Raw genomic sequence first — 16,938 nt, forward strand, 5'->3', positions numbered from 1 at the left:
GGCTCAAAGCGGTCTGCCCGGCAAGTGGCAGCGCGAAACTGGGAGGATTTAATGAACAATCGTACACTGCTTCTCTGTAGCGCTGGTATGTTCGGCGCGCTGTCTTTCCTGCCGGCGCAGGCACAAACGACCCAAGACGAAACCGATGCCAAGCGCCTCGGCACCGTCACGGTGACCGCGCAGAAGCGGGAAGAGACCATTCTGGACGTGCCGCTGTCGGTTCAGGCGATCGGAGCGGACACGCTCGAAAACTCCGGCATCAAGGATGTCGGCGGCCTGGTCAAACTCATCCCTGGCGCCTCTGTCGTCTCCTCGTCCTCGCGCGGGTTCGAGACCATCCAGATCCGCGGCATCGCCGCCGGCACCACCGGCGACGGCCTCACCGGCTATTATGTCGACGACTTTGCGTTCGGCGTTCCGAACCTGCAGCTGTCCCCGCCCGCCCGGCTTCTCGATCTGAAGCAGGTCGAAGTCATCCGCGGACCTTCCGGCACGATCTGGGGCCAGGGCTCCATGGGCGGCAATATCCGCCTCATCACGGAAGATCCGACGACGGACGCGTTCAGCGGCAAGCTGCTCGGCGAATACTCCACCACGGAAGGCGGCGCCGACAATTATGCCGTGGACGGCGTGGTCAACATTCCGGTCGTTGCGGACAAGTTCGCGATCCGGATTTCTGGTGGCTATGACGAACTCGGCGGCTTCGCCGATGTCCTTCAGTCCGGCCAAGAGAATGCCAACGATTCCCAGGGAACCAACCTGCGGATCAAGGCCCTGTTCACCCCGTCCGATCGCCTGACGCTGCGCGCGACCTACTGGACCATCGAGAACGAGCAGGGCTTCAACAACGCGGTCATCACGACAAATCCGGCGACCGGCTTGCCGCTCCTTGAGCCTGCAATCAACGGTGCCGGCAGTGTCACGAACGGCCCGGTTGACGGCTTCACCAACACGGCGATGGACATTGGTTCGCTGGCGGTGAACTACGAGTTTGATGCGGTCACCCTGATAAGCTCAACGTCCTACACCACCCATGAGCTTGACTTTGAAGCCCCCCTTACACTGGGATTTTTCAACTACAACAACGACTCGACCTTCGAGACCGACTCCTTCACCCAGGAACTGCGGCTCACGAACAATGATGACGGCGCCTTCAAATGGATTGCCGGCGTCTATTACCGCGACGCCACCATCGACAGCGATATCGACTTCTACCTCGATGGAACCGATTTCCTGCTGGGTGAGATCCCGCTGATCAGCATCGTCGGGCCTTTGCAGACCAAGTCCTGGTCGATCTTCGGTGAAGCCTCGTGGGAGCTCTTCGACGGCAAGCTCGTGCCGCTGATCGGCGTGCGCTACTTCGAAGATGAACGGTCCTCCGGTCCCGGCCTGGACCGGGTGACCAGCCTGGTGCGCCCGAAGCAGTCGGTAACCTTCGACAAGGTCAGCCCGCGCTTCAGCCTGAAATACCTGCCAAGCGATAACACCACAGTCTATGCCAATATCGCGCACGGGTTCCGGAGCGGGACGATCCAGACACCGTCGCAAGTGGCTGCAGCATCGGCTCTCGGCGTGCCCGCGCAGGAAGGGGTCGAGCCGGACGAGCTCTGGACGTATGAGCTGGGCGCTAAGTTTGTGTCCGCAGACGGCGCCTTCCTCTTTGATGGCGCGCTCTACCAGACGACCTGGTCGGACGTTCAACAGCCCTTCGGAGCCTTGTCGTCCGTTGCAAACGTCGGTGATGCAACGATCCAGGGGATCGATCTTGGCGCTGCATGGAATACGCCTTTAGACGGCCTTTCGCTTCAGGCCAACGCCAACATCCAGAGCACCGAATGGGATGAAGTGCGCCCCAATATCACGGCGTCACTTCCTTTCGTGACGGCAGGCGGCGAGCTTCTCGCGGTGCCGGAACAGACCTTCTCGGTCGCGGCGACTTACGAGCGTCCTGTCGATGTACTGGGTGGCTCGACCCTGTCTCTCAGCTCGGCCTATGCTTACCGGTCGGATACGCTGCAGCAGACGGGCGGGCGCACCGATGACATCAAGGACGTCTCGCTCACGGCCAACCTGAAGACCGGCCAGGGCTGGACGCTCGGCGTGTTCGGCTACAACCTCACCGACGAAGACGGCGCAACCCAACTGTCGACTTTTGCCGGCAATCCGATCGTCCGTCCGTACCCGCGCCGCATCGGCGTGAAACTCGGCGTGGATTTCTAAGCGCTCGTTTCCTCCCACGCGCTCTTCCTGAGGCCGCCTCTCTGAGGCGGCCTTTTTTTACCTGGGAGAAGCGCCGTTCCAGAAGAGGTGCTTCATCGCTTTCTGGAACCGGCCCCACATCTCGGGGTCATAGGTTGATTTGCCCATCATCGCCTTGACATAAGGGTCCAGCATGAGCGGCCCGATGAGCATGAACATGTAGAGCAGGGGCAGCCACAGGCGGTCGGCATCATCTGAGACGCGTCCCTCAGCGTCAAACCGCATGATCATCTTGGAAATCGAGTCGTAGTACTCCCGGAAGAGATGCTCGCCCCATTCGCTGTTCTCGGTGATGGCCCGGCGTAGGTAGGCGGCAAAGCTTGGCCATTCGTCGGCATACTGGCGGATCCAGTTGCGCTGGTACTCGGCCATTTTCTCCAGATCGGTGCTGGCCATCTCGCGGGCACCACGTGCGATTGCCTTTGAAGTGCGTTCAAGAAAGTGCGCATCGACAGCGGCGCGCAAGCCTTCCTTCGAATCAAAATGATGGTTGATCAAGCCGATTGAGACGCCGGCTTCCTTTGCGATGTCGCGGACTGTCACCCCGTCAAACCCGCGTTCCGCGAACAGCTGCATGGCGACCATGATCAGCCGGTCGCGGCCCTTCAAGGCAGGACGTTCGGGTTCCAGGGCGGGCGGCGGAATGTTGTCAGGCATGACTTGGACCCTAACGGACTGACGATCGAACGCGAAGCTTTTGTTCAGTCCTACGCGCCAAAAATTACGAAAATGGTCAATTTCGAGCCGGGACTTGATCTAAATACTGAACTATTGTTCAGTCTTCAGATCAAGGAAAGCGGCGCTTCGCTGATCGGGACTGTTCAGCCGCCGGGGCCGCAAAACAAAGCAAAATCAGGGAGCACCCTATGCGCGAAGCCGTCATTGTCTCTACAGCCCGGACGGGCATGCCGAAGGCTGTCAAAGGCAGCTTCAACAACACCCATCCTATCGCCTTTACCGGCCACGCGCTGAAGGCAGCGATCGAACGCGCGGGGATTGACCCTGGCGAAGTCGAAGACGTGGTGCTCGGCTCCGGCATGCCGGAAGGTGCAACCGGCTTCAACATCGCGCGCAATGCCGCAATCAAGGCGGGCTGCCCGGTGACGACCTCCGGCGTGACCGTCAACCGCTATTGTTCTTCTGGTCTCCAGGCGATTGCGATGGCCGCAGGACGCATCACCAACGAGGGCGACACGGTCGTTGCCGGTGGCGGGGTCGAGTCGATTTCGATGGTGCAGCTCTCCGGCAAAATGAACATGACGGGCGCCGTCGAAGAGACCCTCTTCGCCGCCAAGCCCTCGCTCTGGATGCCAATGATTGAGACCGCCGAAATTGTTGCGGAACGCTATGGCATCTCGCGGGAAGCCCAGGACGAATATGCGTTTCAGTCCCAGCAGCGCACAGCGGCCGGCCAGCGTAACGGGAAGTTTGCGGACGAGATTGTTCCGATGGATGTTGTCTGGAAACGTCCGAACAAGGAAACAGGCGAGCCCGAACTCATCAATGTCCGGGTTGACCGGGACGAGTGCAACCGGCCCGAGACGACCCTGGAGTCGCTTGCGGCACTGAAGCCGGTCTATCGCAGCGGTATGGTCGTAAAGGAAGGCAAGTATGTCACGGCGGGCAACGCCTCCCAGCAGTCCGACGGCGCCAGCGTCTGTATTCTCGTGGAAGGCAAGGAAGCCGAACGCCGCGGACTGAAACCGCTTGGCATCTTCCGCGGCTTTGCCGTCGCCGGCTGCGAACCCGACGAAATGGGAATCGGTCCCGTTTATGCGGTTCCGAAACTCCTGAAACGCGCAGGCCTTAAGGTTTCCGATATCGGTGTTTGGGAACTCAACGAGGCCTTTGCCAGCCAATGCCTCTACTGCCGCGACGAACTCGGAATTGATCCGGCCAAATACAACATCAATGGCGGCGCGATTTCGATCGGCCATCCCTATGGTATGACGGGCTCGCGCTCGACCGGGCATGCGCTCATCGAGGCCAAACGCCGGGGAGAAAAATATGCTGTTGTTACCATGTGCGTCGGCGCCGGGATGGGCGCGGCAGGTCTGTTCGAGGTAGCCTGATGTCCGACTATGAACATCTGATCGTCGAGGAGGCAGACGGCATTGTAACCGTCCGTCTTAATCGCGAACCTTTTCGCAATACGCTCAACCGGAAGCTTATGAAGGAACTGACGGAGTTTGCGCGCGATTTCCGAACCGCGCCGCATGTCCGGGCGATTATCCTCCGGGGCGCCGACACTTTCTTCTCGGCGGGCGCCGATCTTGGCAGTTTCGGCGAGGACCGGGGCGTGCCCTCTGAGCCTGCGGAAAAGCCGGGCCTCCTGGCCCTGCGAGAAGCGGTCCTGTCAGGCCCCGACATGTGCAAAGCCTGGGAAGAGATCGAGCCCGTCACGATCGCGGCCATAGAAGGCTACTGCGTTGGCGGCGCCGCCGCGCTCGTCCTCTGCTGCGATTTCAGGATCGCCGGTGAAGGGGCCATGATGCGGCTTCCGGAAGTGCCGCTGGGCATCAACATGAGCTGGCGCACCCTGCCGCGACTTGCAACGATCGCCGGGCCGTCGCGCGCCAAGCGGTTCACGATGTTTGGCGAGCCCACAAAGGCGGCCACGCTGCACGCGTGGGGCATGGTCGATGAGGTAGCCCCCTCAGGCGGCGCCTATGCCGAAGCCTTCGCCTGGGCGCAGAAGCTCGCCGCGCTGCCGCCGATCCCGGTACGGATGACGAAAGAGGCGATCAACGCAGCAGCCAACGCCCTGCATCATGCCTCAACTTTCATGGACCGCGATCAGTACCTGCTGACCTTCCTCTCAGAGGACTTCCAGGAAGGGGTCAAAGCCTTCTTCGAAAAACGCAAACCAGACTTCAAGGGGAAGTAATCCCATGACCATCAAGCTTCATACAGCGGACGAAATCCGCGCGAAGATCGGGACCGAAATCGGCCTCTCCGACTGGATGATGATCGATCAGGACATGATCAACCGCTTCGCCGACCTCACCGATGATCATCAGTTCATCCACATCGATCCGGAGGCTGCCGCCAAAACGCCCTTTGGCGGGACGATTGCCCACGGATTCCTCGTCCTCTCGATGATCGCCAGTATGGGCAAGGCGGCAAGCTTTGCGATGCAGGGCATCTACATGGGGGTCAATTACGGGTTCGACAAAGTGCGCATCATGGCACCCGTTCGGTCCGGCAAGCGCATCCGCGGACGCTTCGCGCTGAAGGACATGATTGAGCGTTCGCCCGGCCAGTGGATGGCAACACTCGACTGTACCATTGAAATCGAAGGCGAGGACAAGCCGGCCGTCAAGGCCGGGTGGCTGTCCCTTCAGTTTGTAAAATAATCAGGAGACGGAAGTATCATGTCGATTCGATTTGACGGGCGTGTCGCCATCGTCACAGGCGCAGGCGCCGGGCTCGGCCGTGCGCACGCTCTGGAACTTGGCCGCCGCGGCGCAAAGGTCGTCGTCAACGACTTTGGCGGCGGCGTCGACGGAACCGGCGGCTCCTCTGGTCCTGCTGATAAAGTCGCCGGTGAAATCCGCGCGGCGGGCGGGCAGGCCATCTCGAACGGCGCGGATATCACGAACCGCGAGCAGGTCGAGAACATGGTTGCCAGCGCCATGGAAGAATGGGGCAGGGTCGATATCCTCATCAACAATGCCGGCATCCTGCGTGATGCCAGCTTCGCCAAGATGACAATCGCGGATTTCCAGAAGGTGATGGACGTCCACCTGATGGGCTCGGTCATCTGCACGAAGGCGGTCTGGGGGCATATGCGCGACGCAGGTTATGGCCGCATCCTGATGACGACGTCCTCGTCCGGGCTTTATGGCAACTTCGGGCAATCGAACTACGGCGCCGCCAAGATGGCACTGATCGGGCTGATGAACACGCTGCAGATTGAAGGCGAAAAGAACAACATTCGCATCAACGCTCTCGGGCCAGGTGCGGCAACCCGCATGACGGAAAGTCTGCTGCCTGCGCCCATCGTCGCTCTGATGACCCCGGAATCGGTCACGCCCGCCGCCATCTACCTCGTCAGTGAAGATGCGCCGCGCCGCACGATCCTGAATGCGACCGCCGGCGGTTATTCGCGCACCATCATCCACGAAACCGATGGCATCTATCTCGGCCCGGCAGACCAGTCCGCCGAAAACATCGTCGCGCGCTTCGGTGAAATCTCGGATGAGGCAGGCCAGTCAGCCTATACCAATGGCGGGCAGCAGGTAACGAAGTTCATCACCAAGGCCGCACAAGCTGCAGGGGTTTCGCTCGCGCCAAAAGCAACCGGATAGGATGTCGGAGGGCGTCACGACCGCTTCCGTCCCGCTGGCAAGCCTGCCGGTCACCGGGTGGGCCCGCCGCTGGGCAATGGTCCTCATTTTCCTGATTGCCGTCGTCAATTATGCGGACCGCTGGATCTTTTCGGTCCTGATCGAACCCATCAAGGCTGAGTTCGGCCTGTCCGACACGATGGTCGGCCTGCTGACCGGGCCCGCCTTCGCGATATTCTATGCACTTGTCGGAATCCCGCTGGCCCGGATCGCCGACAGCTGGAACCGGCGCGTGTTGATCTCTGCCTGCGTCTCCTTATGGAGCCTCATGACCGTGCTGTGCGGGATGGCGGGCAACGTGGTCCAGCTCTTCCTCTTCAGGGTGGGCGTCGGTGTGGGCGAAGCTGGCGCAACGCCGCCGTCGCATTCTTTGATCGCGGATTACTATCCGCCGGCGGATCGAACCGGCGCGCTTTCGGTGTTCAACCTGGGCCCCGTGATCGGCTCGCTGGTTGCGGGTATCGGCGGAAGTGTTCTCGTTGCCGTGATTGGCTGGCGGGAGACCCTGATCTGGATGGGGCTGCCCGGCATTGTGATTGGTCTGCTCGCATACCTCTTCCTCAAGGAACCACGCCGCGCGCCGGTGATGCCGGATCTTTCGAAGCTCTGGCCCGACATGATGTCGGCGCTCAGGCCAGCCATGCGCAAGCCAGCCTTTGTGCACCTCCTGATCGGGTTCACGCTGAACGGGTTCCTGCTCTATGGCGCGTTCATCTGGACGCTGCCCTTTGCGATGCGCCACTACGACATTTCTGTTGAAGAGCTCCCCTCGATTGCGGTTCCAATGTCGCTGATCCAGGCCGCGATGGGACTGATCGCAATTCCCCTCAGCGGCTGGCTCGGGAATCGCCTGATGCGCCGGGACATCAGGTGGCTCTGCTGGATCTGTGTGGCGGCGCTTCTGGCCAGTTTTCCGTTCTACCTCGCGAAATTCTCGACCGATAACTTCCAGCACTTCCTGATACTCGCAGGCATCGCACACTTGGTGCTTCTGCTTCTTGCCTCGCCGGCCTATGCGGCGATCCACCTTGTCATCGACGCCGGGCACCGGGCGATGGTCATGGCGTTCATCCTGCTCGTGTCGAACCTTGTGGGTATGGGGGCAGGGCCTGTGTTGACAGGCATTCTGTCCGATATGCTCCAGCCTGTCTTTGGCGAAGCTTCGTTACAGGCCGCGATCATCGCGCTTCTGTTCCTTATGCCATGGGCCGCGTTTCATTTTTTTTGCGCCGCGCGTTTCATACGCGCCGATATGGTGACTTGAAGTGTCGACCTCGAACCGTTGTCGAAAGCAGGCCAAATTTAGCGGACGCCTGCACCGTGAAGAACAGAGCAGCCGAAGGAGATCATGCGGATGTCGCTAACATCAGAAGAGGACAAGCAGCCCGACGGAATCCTCATCGAGGCTGAAGACTTCGCGTCTTATGGCGGCTGGGTTCTGGACTCGCAGTTCGAGGTACAGATGGGCTCGCCTTACCTCATGGCGCATGGGCTCGGCCGGCCCGTTGAGGATGCGACGACAACGGTCGTCGTCGACGAAGCCGGTGACTACGAAGTCTGGGTCCGCGCCAAGGATTGGGTACCAGGCTACCATCCAGGCCAGTTTGCGCTTTCGATCAATGGGACGAGGCTCGAGACCATCTTCGGTGCAAACGATCAGGACTGGTCCTGGCAATCGGCCGGAAAGGTAGCGCTGCCGGCCGGCGAGGTCTCGCTGGCGCTCCATGACCTGACCGGCTTTAACGGTCGGTGCGATGCTGTGTTCATTGGAAGGCTTGGCGGCGAGCCGCCGAATGATGTGGGTGAGCAGAGCCGCGCCTGGCGCCGTCGTTTGAGGAGGCTGCCAGCTGAACCGGTGGACGCGGGCCAGTACGATGTTGTGGTTGTGGGGGGAGGGATCTCAGGCTGCGCTGCAGCGCTCGCGGCCGCGCGCCTCGGTCAGAAGGTTGCGCTCATCCACGACCGTCCTGTCCTCGGAGGAAACGCCAGCACAGAGATCGGACTCATGCCGCGTGGCACGCAGGGCGCGCTTTTAAAAGAACTCTCCGAGCGCAATGCGGCAGGAGAGCTCAGGGCTCAGTCCCTGCTTGAGGCAGAGCCGACCGCAACGCTATTTCTTGAGCACCGGGTAGTCTCTGCGGTTCGGCACGGCGACCGGATCGACAGTATCGATGCCGTGGAAGCGAGGACCGGCATGGAGCGCCGAATCCGCGGCGCAATCTGGATCGATGCAAGCGGCGTTGCGATCCTGGGAGTTCTTGCAGGGGCCGAGACCCTGTTCGGGCGGGAGGCGCGCTCAGAGTTCAATGAGCCCTACGCGCCGGAGACCGCAGACGATATGCATCATGGCAATACGCTGTTCTTCCGCACGCGCATGGCGGACGCGCCCGTTGATTTCCCGGATGTGCCCTGGGCGACCGAAGTTTCAAAGGATTATGCCAACCTCAGCGGTCAGCTGGTTGTGCCCGGCCTCGAAAACGGCCCGGGCCCGAAAGCCGGCAACAACCCCAATACGCCTGAGTTCCAGTACAGCCAGGCACTTACGGACTTTCCGGCCACGCATTTCTGGGAATATGGCCAGTGGCTTGATCCGTACACGAATGGAGAGCGGATCAGGGACTATCTCATGCGTGCCCTTTTCGGGACCTTTTCGAACGTCAAGAGGCTTGAGCCGACCGACTACGCCAATCTGGAGTTCGAGTGGATGGCCTATGTCGCAGCGCAAGGCGAGTTCAGGCGATACAAGGGTGACCATATCCTGACCGAAAATGATATCCGAAACCACGCATACTTTGAGGATGCGCTGATCGCAAATGATGGCTCGTTCTGTATCCATTGTGCCTGGGAGCCAGGAGAAGGAAAGTACGACTTCCGGCTCAAGGACTGGATATTCGACGGCCGGGACAAGCAGGCCTATGCGATCCCGTTCCGCTGCCTCTATTCCCGGAACATCAGCAACCTCCTGGCCGCGGGTAAGCATATCAGCGTCACGCACGTTGCAGGTTCATCAACCAAGTTGATGGGGAATGGAGCGCAGCATGGTGTCGCTGCAGCCGCCGCGGCCGTACTCTGCAACCGGCATGGTGTGACGCCAAGGGAGCTCGGTCAGATCCGACTGGTGGAACTGAAAGCACTGGTCGACCAACTGACCGGCAACGATCACGATATGCAACAACATCCGCCAACTCGGAAATACGACCCCGTGCCCGGCTAGCCCAGATGTTTTTGCCAATTGGCACTTGGGTGATGTCAGCGGAACCGGGTCTTGAGGCGGCCGAGCAGGGCGGTTAGCACCTGTTGACCCGCGACTAGCGGAGATGGGTTCGCATCCGACTGACAGCACCGCCAGATAACTTCAATAAGTATATGAATACAAAGGGAATTTGACAATGTGTCGAGTTCTCGTCCCCACATTCGTCCACACACTTCGGTGCGGCTTGAAGCGAATGGCGACGTCCCCTTGCGGACGTCGGCGAACAAGTCTGTCCCGTTGAACTGCCCAGTCGGTCGCGCTAGGGTCTCTGCGTCGAGGGGACGTTGCGCATGGCGAAGATCTTCATCTCTTACCGGCGGGAGGATGCGCAATATCAGGCCGACCACTTGCATAGGCTGATGCAGCCTTGGGTCGCCAATCCGAGGGAAGACATCTTCATCGACGTGGACAACATACCGCTCGGCGTGGACTTCGAGCAGCATCTCAAAGGAAAGGTTGCTCAATGCGACATCCTGCTGGCCGTAATCGGGGGGAATTGGCTGAATTGCCAGGACGCCAAAACAGGCCAGCGTCGGCTAGATGATCCGGCGGACTTTGTCCGCATCGAAATCTCAACCGCGCTTGAAAGGGGCATCCCCGTAGTTCCGGTCTTGCTTGATGGCGCGCCAGTTCCAAGCGCCGATCACTTACCGGAGAACCTGAAACTGCTGTCAAAGCGCAACGGCACGCCGGTGAACCGGCTCTCGTTTGAAGCTGATGTCGAACGGCTTATGGAAGGCCTCGGCATCGAGCGGCCGACAAAGGGCATTTTCGTTACGCAGAAACCGAAGCCCAAAGTGGAATCAAGGTCGGCGGCCCCGATCGTGAATCCCTACCGACGCGAAAGACCACCGGCAGCGGTATCAGGACGGATGGCGGTGCTGATAGCGCTCGGCGTCGTGATTGTCAGTGCAGCCGGGGCAGGGGTCTATTTCATTGATCCCGTCGGCATGTTTGGAAACGCTCCGGCACGTACCGATCAACAGGTCGAGGAGCAGTCTGACATCCCGGCGGCACCCTCCCTGCTTGAAGTGGTTTCGGAACAGGACGCGCCTGGCGCAGCGGGGTTCGCCCAAACCGTCGCCGACCCAGGTACCGCCGTACCTCCGCCAGGCAACTCAGAAGTTCCTGCCACGCGAGTTACCCAGATCAAGGAAATACAGGCCGGTCTCAAGGTGCTCGGCTATTACGCCTCGTCCGTTGACGGAACAGCGGGCGCCGCCACACAATCGGCGGCCGATGCCTTTGCGCGTGTTGCCGGCCGAGAGGAGCTGGTGTTGGCGAGCGTCGCCATCGACAATCTGGCAGTCTTTCGAGCTGAAGTGACATCGGCAGCCAAGGAATACTCTCAGCGTGACGCCGCAGCCTGGAAGATTACGCAACGCACCGACACATCCGCCGCCTATCAGGCCTACCTTGAGGACTTTCCGAAGGGGACGAACGCATCTGCAGCGAGAACCCGAATTTCGACCCTGAGTACTCCGCCAAAAACTGCGGGCCCTATCGCTGTTCCCCGTGTCGGAGAAGAGTTCAGCGATAGCTTCAAGTCTGGCTCCGGCCGGGGGCCCCAGATGGTGGTTCTGCCTTCGGGAAGATTCACGATGGGTTCGCCAGCTGGCGAAGAGGGGCGAAAGGACAACGAAGGCCCTCAGCGCACGGTTCGAATCAATTATCACTTCGCAGTCGGCAAGCATGAAGTAACGTGGACGGAGTATTCGGCGTGCGTGTCGGATGGGGGCTGTGCGGCGGCAAGGGACGATGGGTTCGGCAAGGGCAGCCGGCCTGTGACGAATGTGAGCTGGGAAGACTCGAAGAAGTATGCATCGTGGCTGAGCGGCAAAACGGGACAGGGCTACCGCCTTCTGACAGAGGCCGAATGGGAATATGCGGCGAGGGCAGGGACGGCGAAGCCGTTCAGTTTCGGTGCGACGATTTCGACAGACCAGGCGAACTATTTCGGCCCTTATACTTACGGGTCTGGCGTCGAGGGCGAATACCGGGAGAAAACGACACCGGCGGGTTCCTTCCCCGCGAACGCGTTCGGCCTATTTGACATGCATGGGAATGTCTCGGAGTGGACGGAAGACTGCTATGAGGCAGGGTATTCGGCGCAACCGGATGATGGTTCGGCATATACAGTCCAAGGTTGCTCTGAACGTGTGGTTCGCGGCGGCTCGTGGGGCGACGATCCGCTAAACCTGCGTTTGGCCGAACGCGGCAGGAGCACGCCCGGCATCCGGAACTACTATCTGGGGTTTCGTCTTGCGAAGACGCTTCGCTAGTAAGCGTCAAATGTTGTCACTTTTGCATGTTTAGGTTTAGCCTCTTGCAGAGGTTTAGTTGCTCTGTGAGCGGAACATAAACATGAATCACTTTTGACATAGAGAATCACACTTGCGCCGGGCCGCTGCGCCGCGCCCGCTCCAGCATCCCCAATAGCTTCTCATACTGCCGCGTCAGGCGTTCATCGAGCTGCATCAGCCGGTCCATCCGGTGCGGGTCGAGACTTTCGCCCCAGGCCTGGAGGCGCACAGTGGGGCCAGCTTGGGAGCCCGCGAGGTGCTTGCGGAAGAAGGGCAACACCTCGCCACTCAAAAACCGTAGCAAGCTCTCGCGGTCCTCGTTGTACTTCTCTTCGGTCTCGCAGGTTTCAAGGAACCATTCAGCGGTCTCTTCCGGCAGGCATGCCAGCGCCTGCGCATAGCAATCCTTGGCGTTCGCTTCGAGGAGTTGTTCGGACGTCTCCGCTTGCTCAACCATGCCGGCCCACATCTGTTCGGTCTCGGCGTCCTCGTCGTCGTCATTCTTTATGGCGCCGGCTGACGAGATCTCCGGCCGCGTGCCGCCCGATACCGCCAGCGCGCGGCGCGACAGGGCATCCCGTTTTTCGCCGCTCGTCCGGCTGTCGAGGCTCGCCATGTGCAACGCTCGTTCTCCAAGCACGAGCCTGCGCCGCCGCCAGTCACACCAGACGATCTGTTCTGGGATGTGCCGTTCGGCCGGGCCGCCGGGCGGATATGCTGAGAAGTACTCTTCGCGAAGACAGACAAAGGCCTCCGCATCTTCCCAGGGCAGGAGTGCGACTTCATACGGCGATGGCGGCAGGACATTCGGTATCAGCACAGCCTGTTCGCTCATGTCCGCCTACCTCCAGAAATCCTTCGGACGCTCTCGCACGCCAATCCGGGCTGAACGCCGCTCGGTCGTCCGCTGCATCCGGTTCAGCAGCACGAGCATGTCGTCGTAGACTTCGGATTCCGCGGCATGAATCCGTGCGCTGATCTCCTCGAACGTCTTCCGGTGCATCCCCTTCGGCTTCGGCCCGATCCAGTCGCCGAGGCCGATCTCCACGCCAAGCCGGCGACGCAGCTTCTGGTTCTTGCGTGTCGCGCGGCTGCCCGGCCGTTCCTGCGTAGAGGCATGCACGAGGCCGTGACAGGTTCGGCAAAGGTACCGCACTCCGCCGCCGTACAGCCGTTTCACAGTTCGCGCGCACTTCGGGCATAGGAAGTAGGTCTCGCATCCACCGAACTGGCGCGCATGATGATGCAGCCCGACTCGCTCCTCATGCTTCTGCCACAGATCGTCGCCTCGTCGCCAGGCATAGGAAAGAGTGATCGCGTTCTCGCCGCCAACCACCTTCAGCGAAGGGCCGGGCGCTGTGTCGCTGCCCTTCCAGTAAAGGTGCGAGACAGAGCCGTTGCGCGTCAATCCGCGCCGCTTCAGGTCCGAGGCATCAAGCCGGTACTGGCCTTCGACCGTTCGACGTCCCTTGCTGTTGTGACCGCCCGATCCCATGCCGCCCATACCGTCCGCCTTCGGAGATTCGCCCAGATCGGTTAGCAAGTTGCAGCGAATGTCAAAGGCTGTTCCGGGGACGTTCGCGGGTGTCCAGAATTATGCTTCCGAAGGCCCTAAGCCAGCCGCGGAACGATTTGTTGCCGCTTGCTAACCTTGCTTTGTTTCAATCGCCTGACTTCGAGCCAATGACTTTAGCCATCATCTCCAGCGCGAGCTGCGAACCCGACGACTACGGCGCCACCGTCCCGGCGCTCTTCGGCGGCTGGTGTGTTCGCTGCCGGCCGGCCCCGCACTCTTCCGTCGTGGCGGGCCGTCATTCATTCGCCCGACATCCTCTGGACACGGACGGCCTCGGCGAGCAGCAGGCCCCGGTAGTACGTGAACCGATCGCCGTAGGTCCGGCCCAGCTCCTCGAGGTGCGCCGGGTCCACGCCCGGCATCGGCCGCGTCGGCAGTGGGTCGGTGAGGTAGGCATCCGCGAAGGCGACCGGCGCTACGATTTCTCGCTCGCCCTCAATGCCAGCATGGCGTTCGATGACTTCGAACGTCTTGCATAGTGGTACTCACCTGACAGCTTCGCACTTTTAGATTGATTTTCCGAAGAATACGTGGGATTGAAATCTTACATTGTCTGGTGATCGGGGAGACTTTGGATGGCCACTCAAGGCGAAGCAGATCGTACGCTTGCAGCATTCGGCGACATTTTGGTAAGCCATCCAAATGTGGGCTATGCCTCGGTCGAATTGCGAAACGGAAATTGGGTTCTTGTTCTCGGGGTCTTTGACTTGAACCTTGCTGAGATGGCGAGTGCGCTTGCTGTTGATGAAATGCCGGGCGGACCAGAGCCTTTGCCCAGATCATTGCCGATTCCGAGCGATGATGGCCCGATGATATTCTCATCTGCTTCTCCTCAGATAGAGGTTTTGTGGGAACCAACCGATTCTATTGTTGCGCAGTGGACTGATTTTCACAGACCCGCTGAAGGAGGAGATAGCATCGGCAACGCCCGCGTTGGCGGAGCCGGTACTCTGGGCGCAACAGTAACTATCAGCACTAGACCCAATAAACTTTTCCTTATCACGAACTGGCATGTTTTGGTTGGAGGCGGAGGTTCGAATGGCGATGCCATTCTCCAGCAGTCCGCATACGATGGAGGCTTGGCTCCTGCCGCCTGGATTGCAGATTTGAGTTGGTCAGCGCTTACCGCACGAGTTGACTTGGCAATCGCTGAGGTCCGAAACTCTTCTTTGGTCTCGGTTGGAACTGTTCGCACAATAGGCCGTGTGGCAGGGATCAGAAGTCCCTCAGCAGGAGCCAGTGTAAAGAAGGGAGGTCGTACCACGAACGTCACTACCGGTTCAATACAGTCAACAAATGCCACCGTAAGCGTCAGTGGGTATCCGGGCGGGGCTCGCACATTTACTAATCAAATTATGACAACAGATATGAGTAGGCCGGGAGATTCCGGGTCGTTATTGCTCGACAGCCAAAATTACATGGTCGGATTGGTGTTTGCGGGAAATAGCTCGACTAGAAGCTTTGCAAACCGCGCCGATGACGTACAAAATGCATTGGGATCCTCTTTGAATTCCAACGGTTCATTTTCGCTAAGCTTCGCTTAGGGGCCGATTTCAATCTACCACTGGTGTGAGTTAAACGCTCAGCCAACAAAAGATTGACAATCGGTTCCATTCAAGGATCGCAGAATTCGGGCTTCCATGAAGGCGTCGAGGTCCACGCGCCGGTACTTCACCAGCCGACCGAGCTTCACGTACGGCGGGCCAACGCCCTCTCCACGCCAGCGTTCAAGCGTCACGGTGCTGATGTCAGTCAGCTCGGCAGCCTGCTTCGTGTCGAGGTAGGGGGCCTGTGCAGCAGCCAACGCGCGCTCAAGTCTCTCGATGATCTTTTCTGCAGGGCGGAATGTGAGCCCGTCATGGGCTATCGTAACCCATCACTTCGGCTATTGGCTTACCCAGCTGTCGAGCATGATGCGCAGGACGACGGGAGCCGCGTCCTTGCTTGTGACATCGGCCGACAATGCGAACACTCGGTCAGCACCAAGGATGGCACCTCCAAACCTCCCAACACGGACTACGCTCAGGTCCATCTTCGATCCCTTCGGATTGGCGGTGACATTCCAATACTCATTGTCTGGTGAGAGCTCGGCCCGGGGTGATGTCAGAGGAACCGGGTCTTGAGCCGGCCGGGCAGGGCAGATAGCCTTGGAAAATGAGCCAGAACCCGTTCCGCTACTTCAAAACGTCGCCCGAGATCATTCAGCTTGGCGTACTCATGTACGTGCGATTTCCGCTTTCTTTGCGAAACGTCGAAGATCTCCTGCACGAGCGCGGCATAGATGTCTGCCACGAAAGCGTCCGCCTCTGGGTCGATCGCTTCGGGACATACTTCGCAGAAAAGATCCGTAAGCGGAGGTCAGAGGCAATACGCCGGGTCAAGCAGTGGCGCTGGCACCTGGATGAGGTATTCGTGAAGATCCGCGGAGAGACGCACTATCTCTGGCGCGCGGTTGACCACGAAGGGGAGGTGCTTGAAGCCTACGTCACCAAGAAGCGGGACAAGGCAGCAGCGCTGAAATTCCTCAGAAAAGCCATGAAACGCTATGGAAATCCCGAGGTCGTGGTGACTGACAAGTGCCCATCCTATCACGCGGCGATGAAAGTGATTGGAAACGAGGGACGCCAGGAGACGGGCCGGCACTTAAACAACCGCGCCGAAAATTCTCACCAGCCATTCCGCCGACGAGAGCGGGCAATGTCGCGCTTCAGGCGAATGCGAAGTCTCCAGAAATTCGCCTCAGTCCATTCGTCTGTACACAATCATTTCAATCACCAAAGAAACATCGAGAGGAGGGCCGGCTTCAAATCGCTACGAGACGCCGCCCTTCGCGAATGGCGCGAACTTCTCGTTGTGTAGCAGCTGCTGACCCGCGAAAAGCGGAGACGGGTTCGCATTAGACTGACAGCACCGGACCAGGGACTGTCGGCCGGGATCGGCCTCGGCGCTACGCGTCAGACAGAGCAATGATCGAAGCGTGCTTTACTCCTTTTGGTGGCGGGGACGCTGGGCAGTATCGGATTGCGCGCTTGGCGCTGCCCTTTGATGTTTTGTGCCAGAAGCGTTGTTCAGAACCGGATCGGGGATAATCGTTAAAGGTCGCGCAGCGACTCACTGCGAAGAAGCCCCCTAGCCGGGCGATTCAACAGACCGCTCAACCTTGGGTGAATTTCGGTTGCGTGGGTCTGTCGTAACGGT

15 protein-coding genes are annotated in these 16,938 nt (G+C 59.8%); 11 read left to right on the top strand and 4 right to left on the bottom strand.

The window, feature by feature from the left end; translation table 11 throughout:
- The first annotated feature begins 51 nt into the window (after positions 1-51).
- Positions 52-2,220 (top strand): TonB-dependent receptor, encoded by a 2,169-nt coding sequence (locus tag Q0C17_RS03915; protein WP_291201626.1) that lies wholly within the window; start codon positions 52-54, stop codon positions 2,218-2,220.
- A gap of 57 nt (positions 2,221-2,277) precedes the next feature.
- On the opposite strand, the gene Q0C17_RS03920 is transcribed toward Q0C17_RS03915, so the two are convergent.
- Positions 2,278-2,916 (bottom strand): TetR/AcrR family transcriptional regulator, encoded by a 639-nt coding sequence (locus Q0C17_RS03920; protein WP_291201628.1) that lies wholly within the window; start codon positions 2,914-2,916, stop codon positions 2,278-2,280.
- A gap of 209 nt (positions 2,917-3,125) precedes the next feature.
- On the opposite strand from Q0C17_RS03920, the gene Q0C17_RS03925 reads away from it, so the two are divergent.
- The 7 genes from Q0C17_RS03925 to Q0C17_RS03955 all read left to right on the top strand — a co-directional run bounded on the left by Q0C17_RS03925 (position 3,126) and on the right by Q0C17_RS03955 (position 12,143).
- On the top strand, positions 3,126-4,331 hold the full coding sequence (locus tag Q0C17_RS03925) for an acetyl-CoA C-acyltransferase (protein ID WP_291201630.1): 1,206 nt from the start codon (positions 3,126-3,128) through the stop codon (positions 4,329-4,331).
- Positions 4,331-5,146 carry an enoyl-CoA hydratase/isomerase family protein gene (locus tag Q0C17_RS03930; protein ID WP_291201632.1) on the top strand — a complete coding sequence of 272 codons (816 nt, stop codon included), beginning with the start codon at positions 4,331-4,333 and terminating at the stop codon, positions 5,144-5,146. The genes Q0C17_RS03925 and Q0C17_RS03930 overlap by 1 nt, the downstream gene beginning before the upstream one ends.
- Positions 5,147-5,150: 4 nt before the next feature.
- On the top strand, positions 5,151-5,615 hold the full coding sequence (locus tag Q0C17_RS03935) for a MaoC family dehydratase (protein ID WP_291201634.1): 465 nt from the start codon (positions 5,151-5,153) through the stop codon (positions 5,613-5,615).
- 18 nt (positions 5,616-5,633) lie between these two features.
- On the top strand, positions 5,634-6,569 hold the full coding sequence (locus tag Q0C17_RS03940; RefSeq protein ID WP_291201635.1) for an SDR family NAD(P)-dependent oxidoreductase: 936 nt from the start codon (positions 5,634-5,636) through the stop codon (positions 6,567-6,569).
- Between the two features lies 1 nt (position 6,570).
- On the top strand, positions 6,571-7,872 hold the full coding sequence (locus Q0C17_RS03945) for an MFS transporter (protein WP_291201637.1): 1,302 nt from the start codon (positions 6,571-6,573) through the stop codon (positions 7,870-7,872).
- Positions 7,873-7,962: 90 nt separating this feature from the next.
- The gene (locus Q0C17_RS03950; protein WP_291201639.1) at positions 7,963-9,822 is read left to right on the top strand and encodes an FAD-dependent oxidoreductase; all 1,860 of its coding nucleotides are present in this window, start codon (positions 7,963-7,965) and stop codon (positions 9,820-9,822) included.
- A 329-nt stretch (positions 9,823-10,151) separates the two neighbouring features.
- On the top strand, positions 10,152-12,143 hold the full coding sequence (locus tag Q0C17_RS03955) for an SUMF1/EgtB/PvdO family nonheme iron enzyme (RefSeq protein WP_291201641.1): 1,992 nt from the start codon (positions 10,152-10,154) through the stop codon (positions 12,141-12,143).
- 106 nt (positions 12,144-12,249) lie between these two features.
- Here the strand turns inward: Q0C17_RS03955 and Q0C17_RS03960 are convergent, their stop codons facing one another.
- Both Q0C17_RS03960 and Q0C17_RS03965 read right to left on the bottom strand, forming a co-directional pair.
- Positions 12,250-12,999 (bottom strand): hypothetical protein, encoded by a 750-nt coding sequence (locus Q0C17_RS03960; protein WP_291201643.1) that lies wholly within the window; start codon positions 12,997-12,999, stop codon positions 12,250-12,252.
- A 6-nt stretch (positions 13,000-13,005) separates the two neighbouring features.
- Positions 13,006-13,668: a hypothetical protein gene (locus tag Q0C17_RS03965; RefSeq protein ID WP_291201645.1), complete on the bottom strand. Its 663-nt coding sequence runs from the start codon at positions 13,666-13,668 to the stop codon at positions 13,006-13,008.
- 92 nt (positions 13,669-13,760) lie between these two features.
- Between Q0C17_RS03965 and Q0C17_RS03970 the strand changes: the two genes are divergently transcribed.
- Both Q0C17_RS03970 and Q0C17_RS03975 read left to right on the top strand, forming a co-directional pair.
- Positions 13,761-14,219: a hypothetical protein gene (locus Q0C17_RS03970; RefSeq protein ID WP_291201647.1), complete on the top strand. Its 459-nt coding sequence runs from the start codon at positions 13,761-13,763 to the stop codon at positions 14,217-14,219.
- Positions 14,220-14,315: 96 nt separating this feature from the next.
- On the top strand, positions 14,316-15,284 hold the full coding sequence (locus Q0C17_RS03975) for a trypsin-like peptidase domain-containing protein (RefSeq protein ID WP_291201649.1): 969 nt from the start codon (positions 14,316-14,318) through the stop codon (positions 15,282-15,284).
- Between the two features lie 38 nt (positions 15,285-15,322).
- On the opposite strand, the gene Q0C17_RS03980 is transcribed toward Q0C17_RS03975, so the two are convergent.
- Positions 15,323-15,544: a helix-turn-helix domain-containing protein gene (locus Q0C17_RS03980; protein WP_291201652.1), complete on the bottom strand. Its 222-nt coding sequence runs from the start codon at positions 15,542-15,544 to the stop codon at positions 15,323-15,325.
- Positions 15,545-15,894: 350 nt separating this feature from the next.
- Here Q0C17_RS03980 and Q0C17_RS03985 point away from each other — a divergent pair, with 350 nt between their 5' ends.
- Entirely contained in the window at positions 15,895-16,599 is a 705-nt protein-coding gene (locus tag Q0C17_RS03985) for an IS6 family transposase (RefSeq protein ID WP_291201655.1), read from the top strand.
- Positions 16,600-16,938 lie beyond the last annotated feature (339 nt).

Source organism: Hyphomonas sp. (genome assembly GCF_022844445.1).
Classification (GTDB): Bacteria; Pseudomonadota; Alphaproteobacteria; order Caulobacterales; family Hyphomonadaceae; genus Hyphomonas.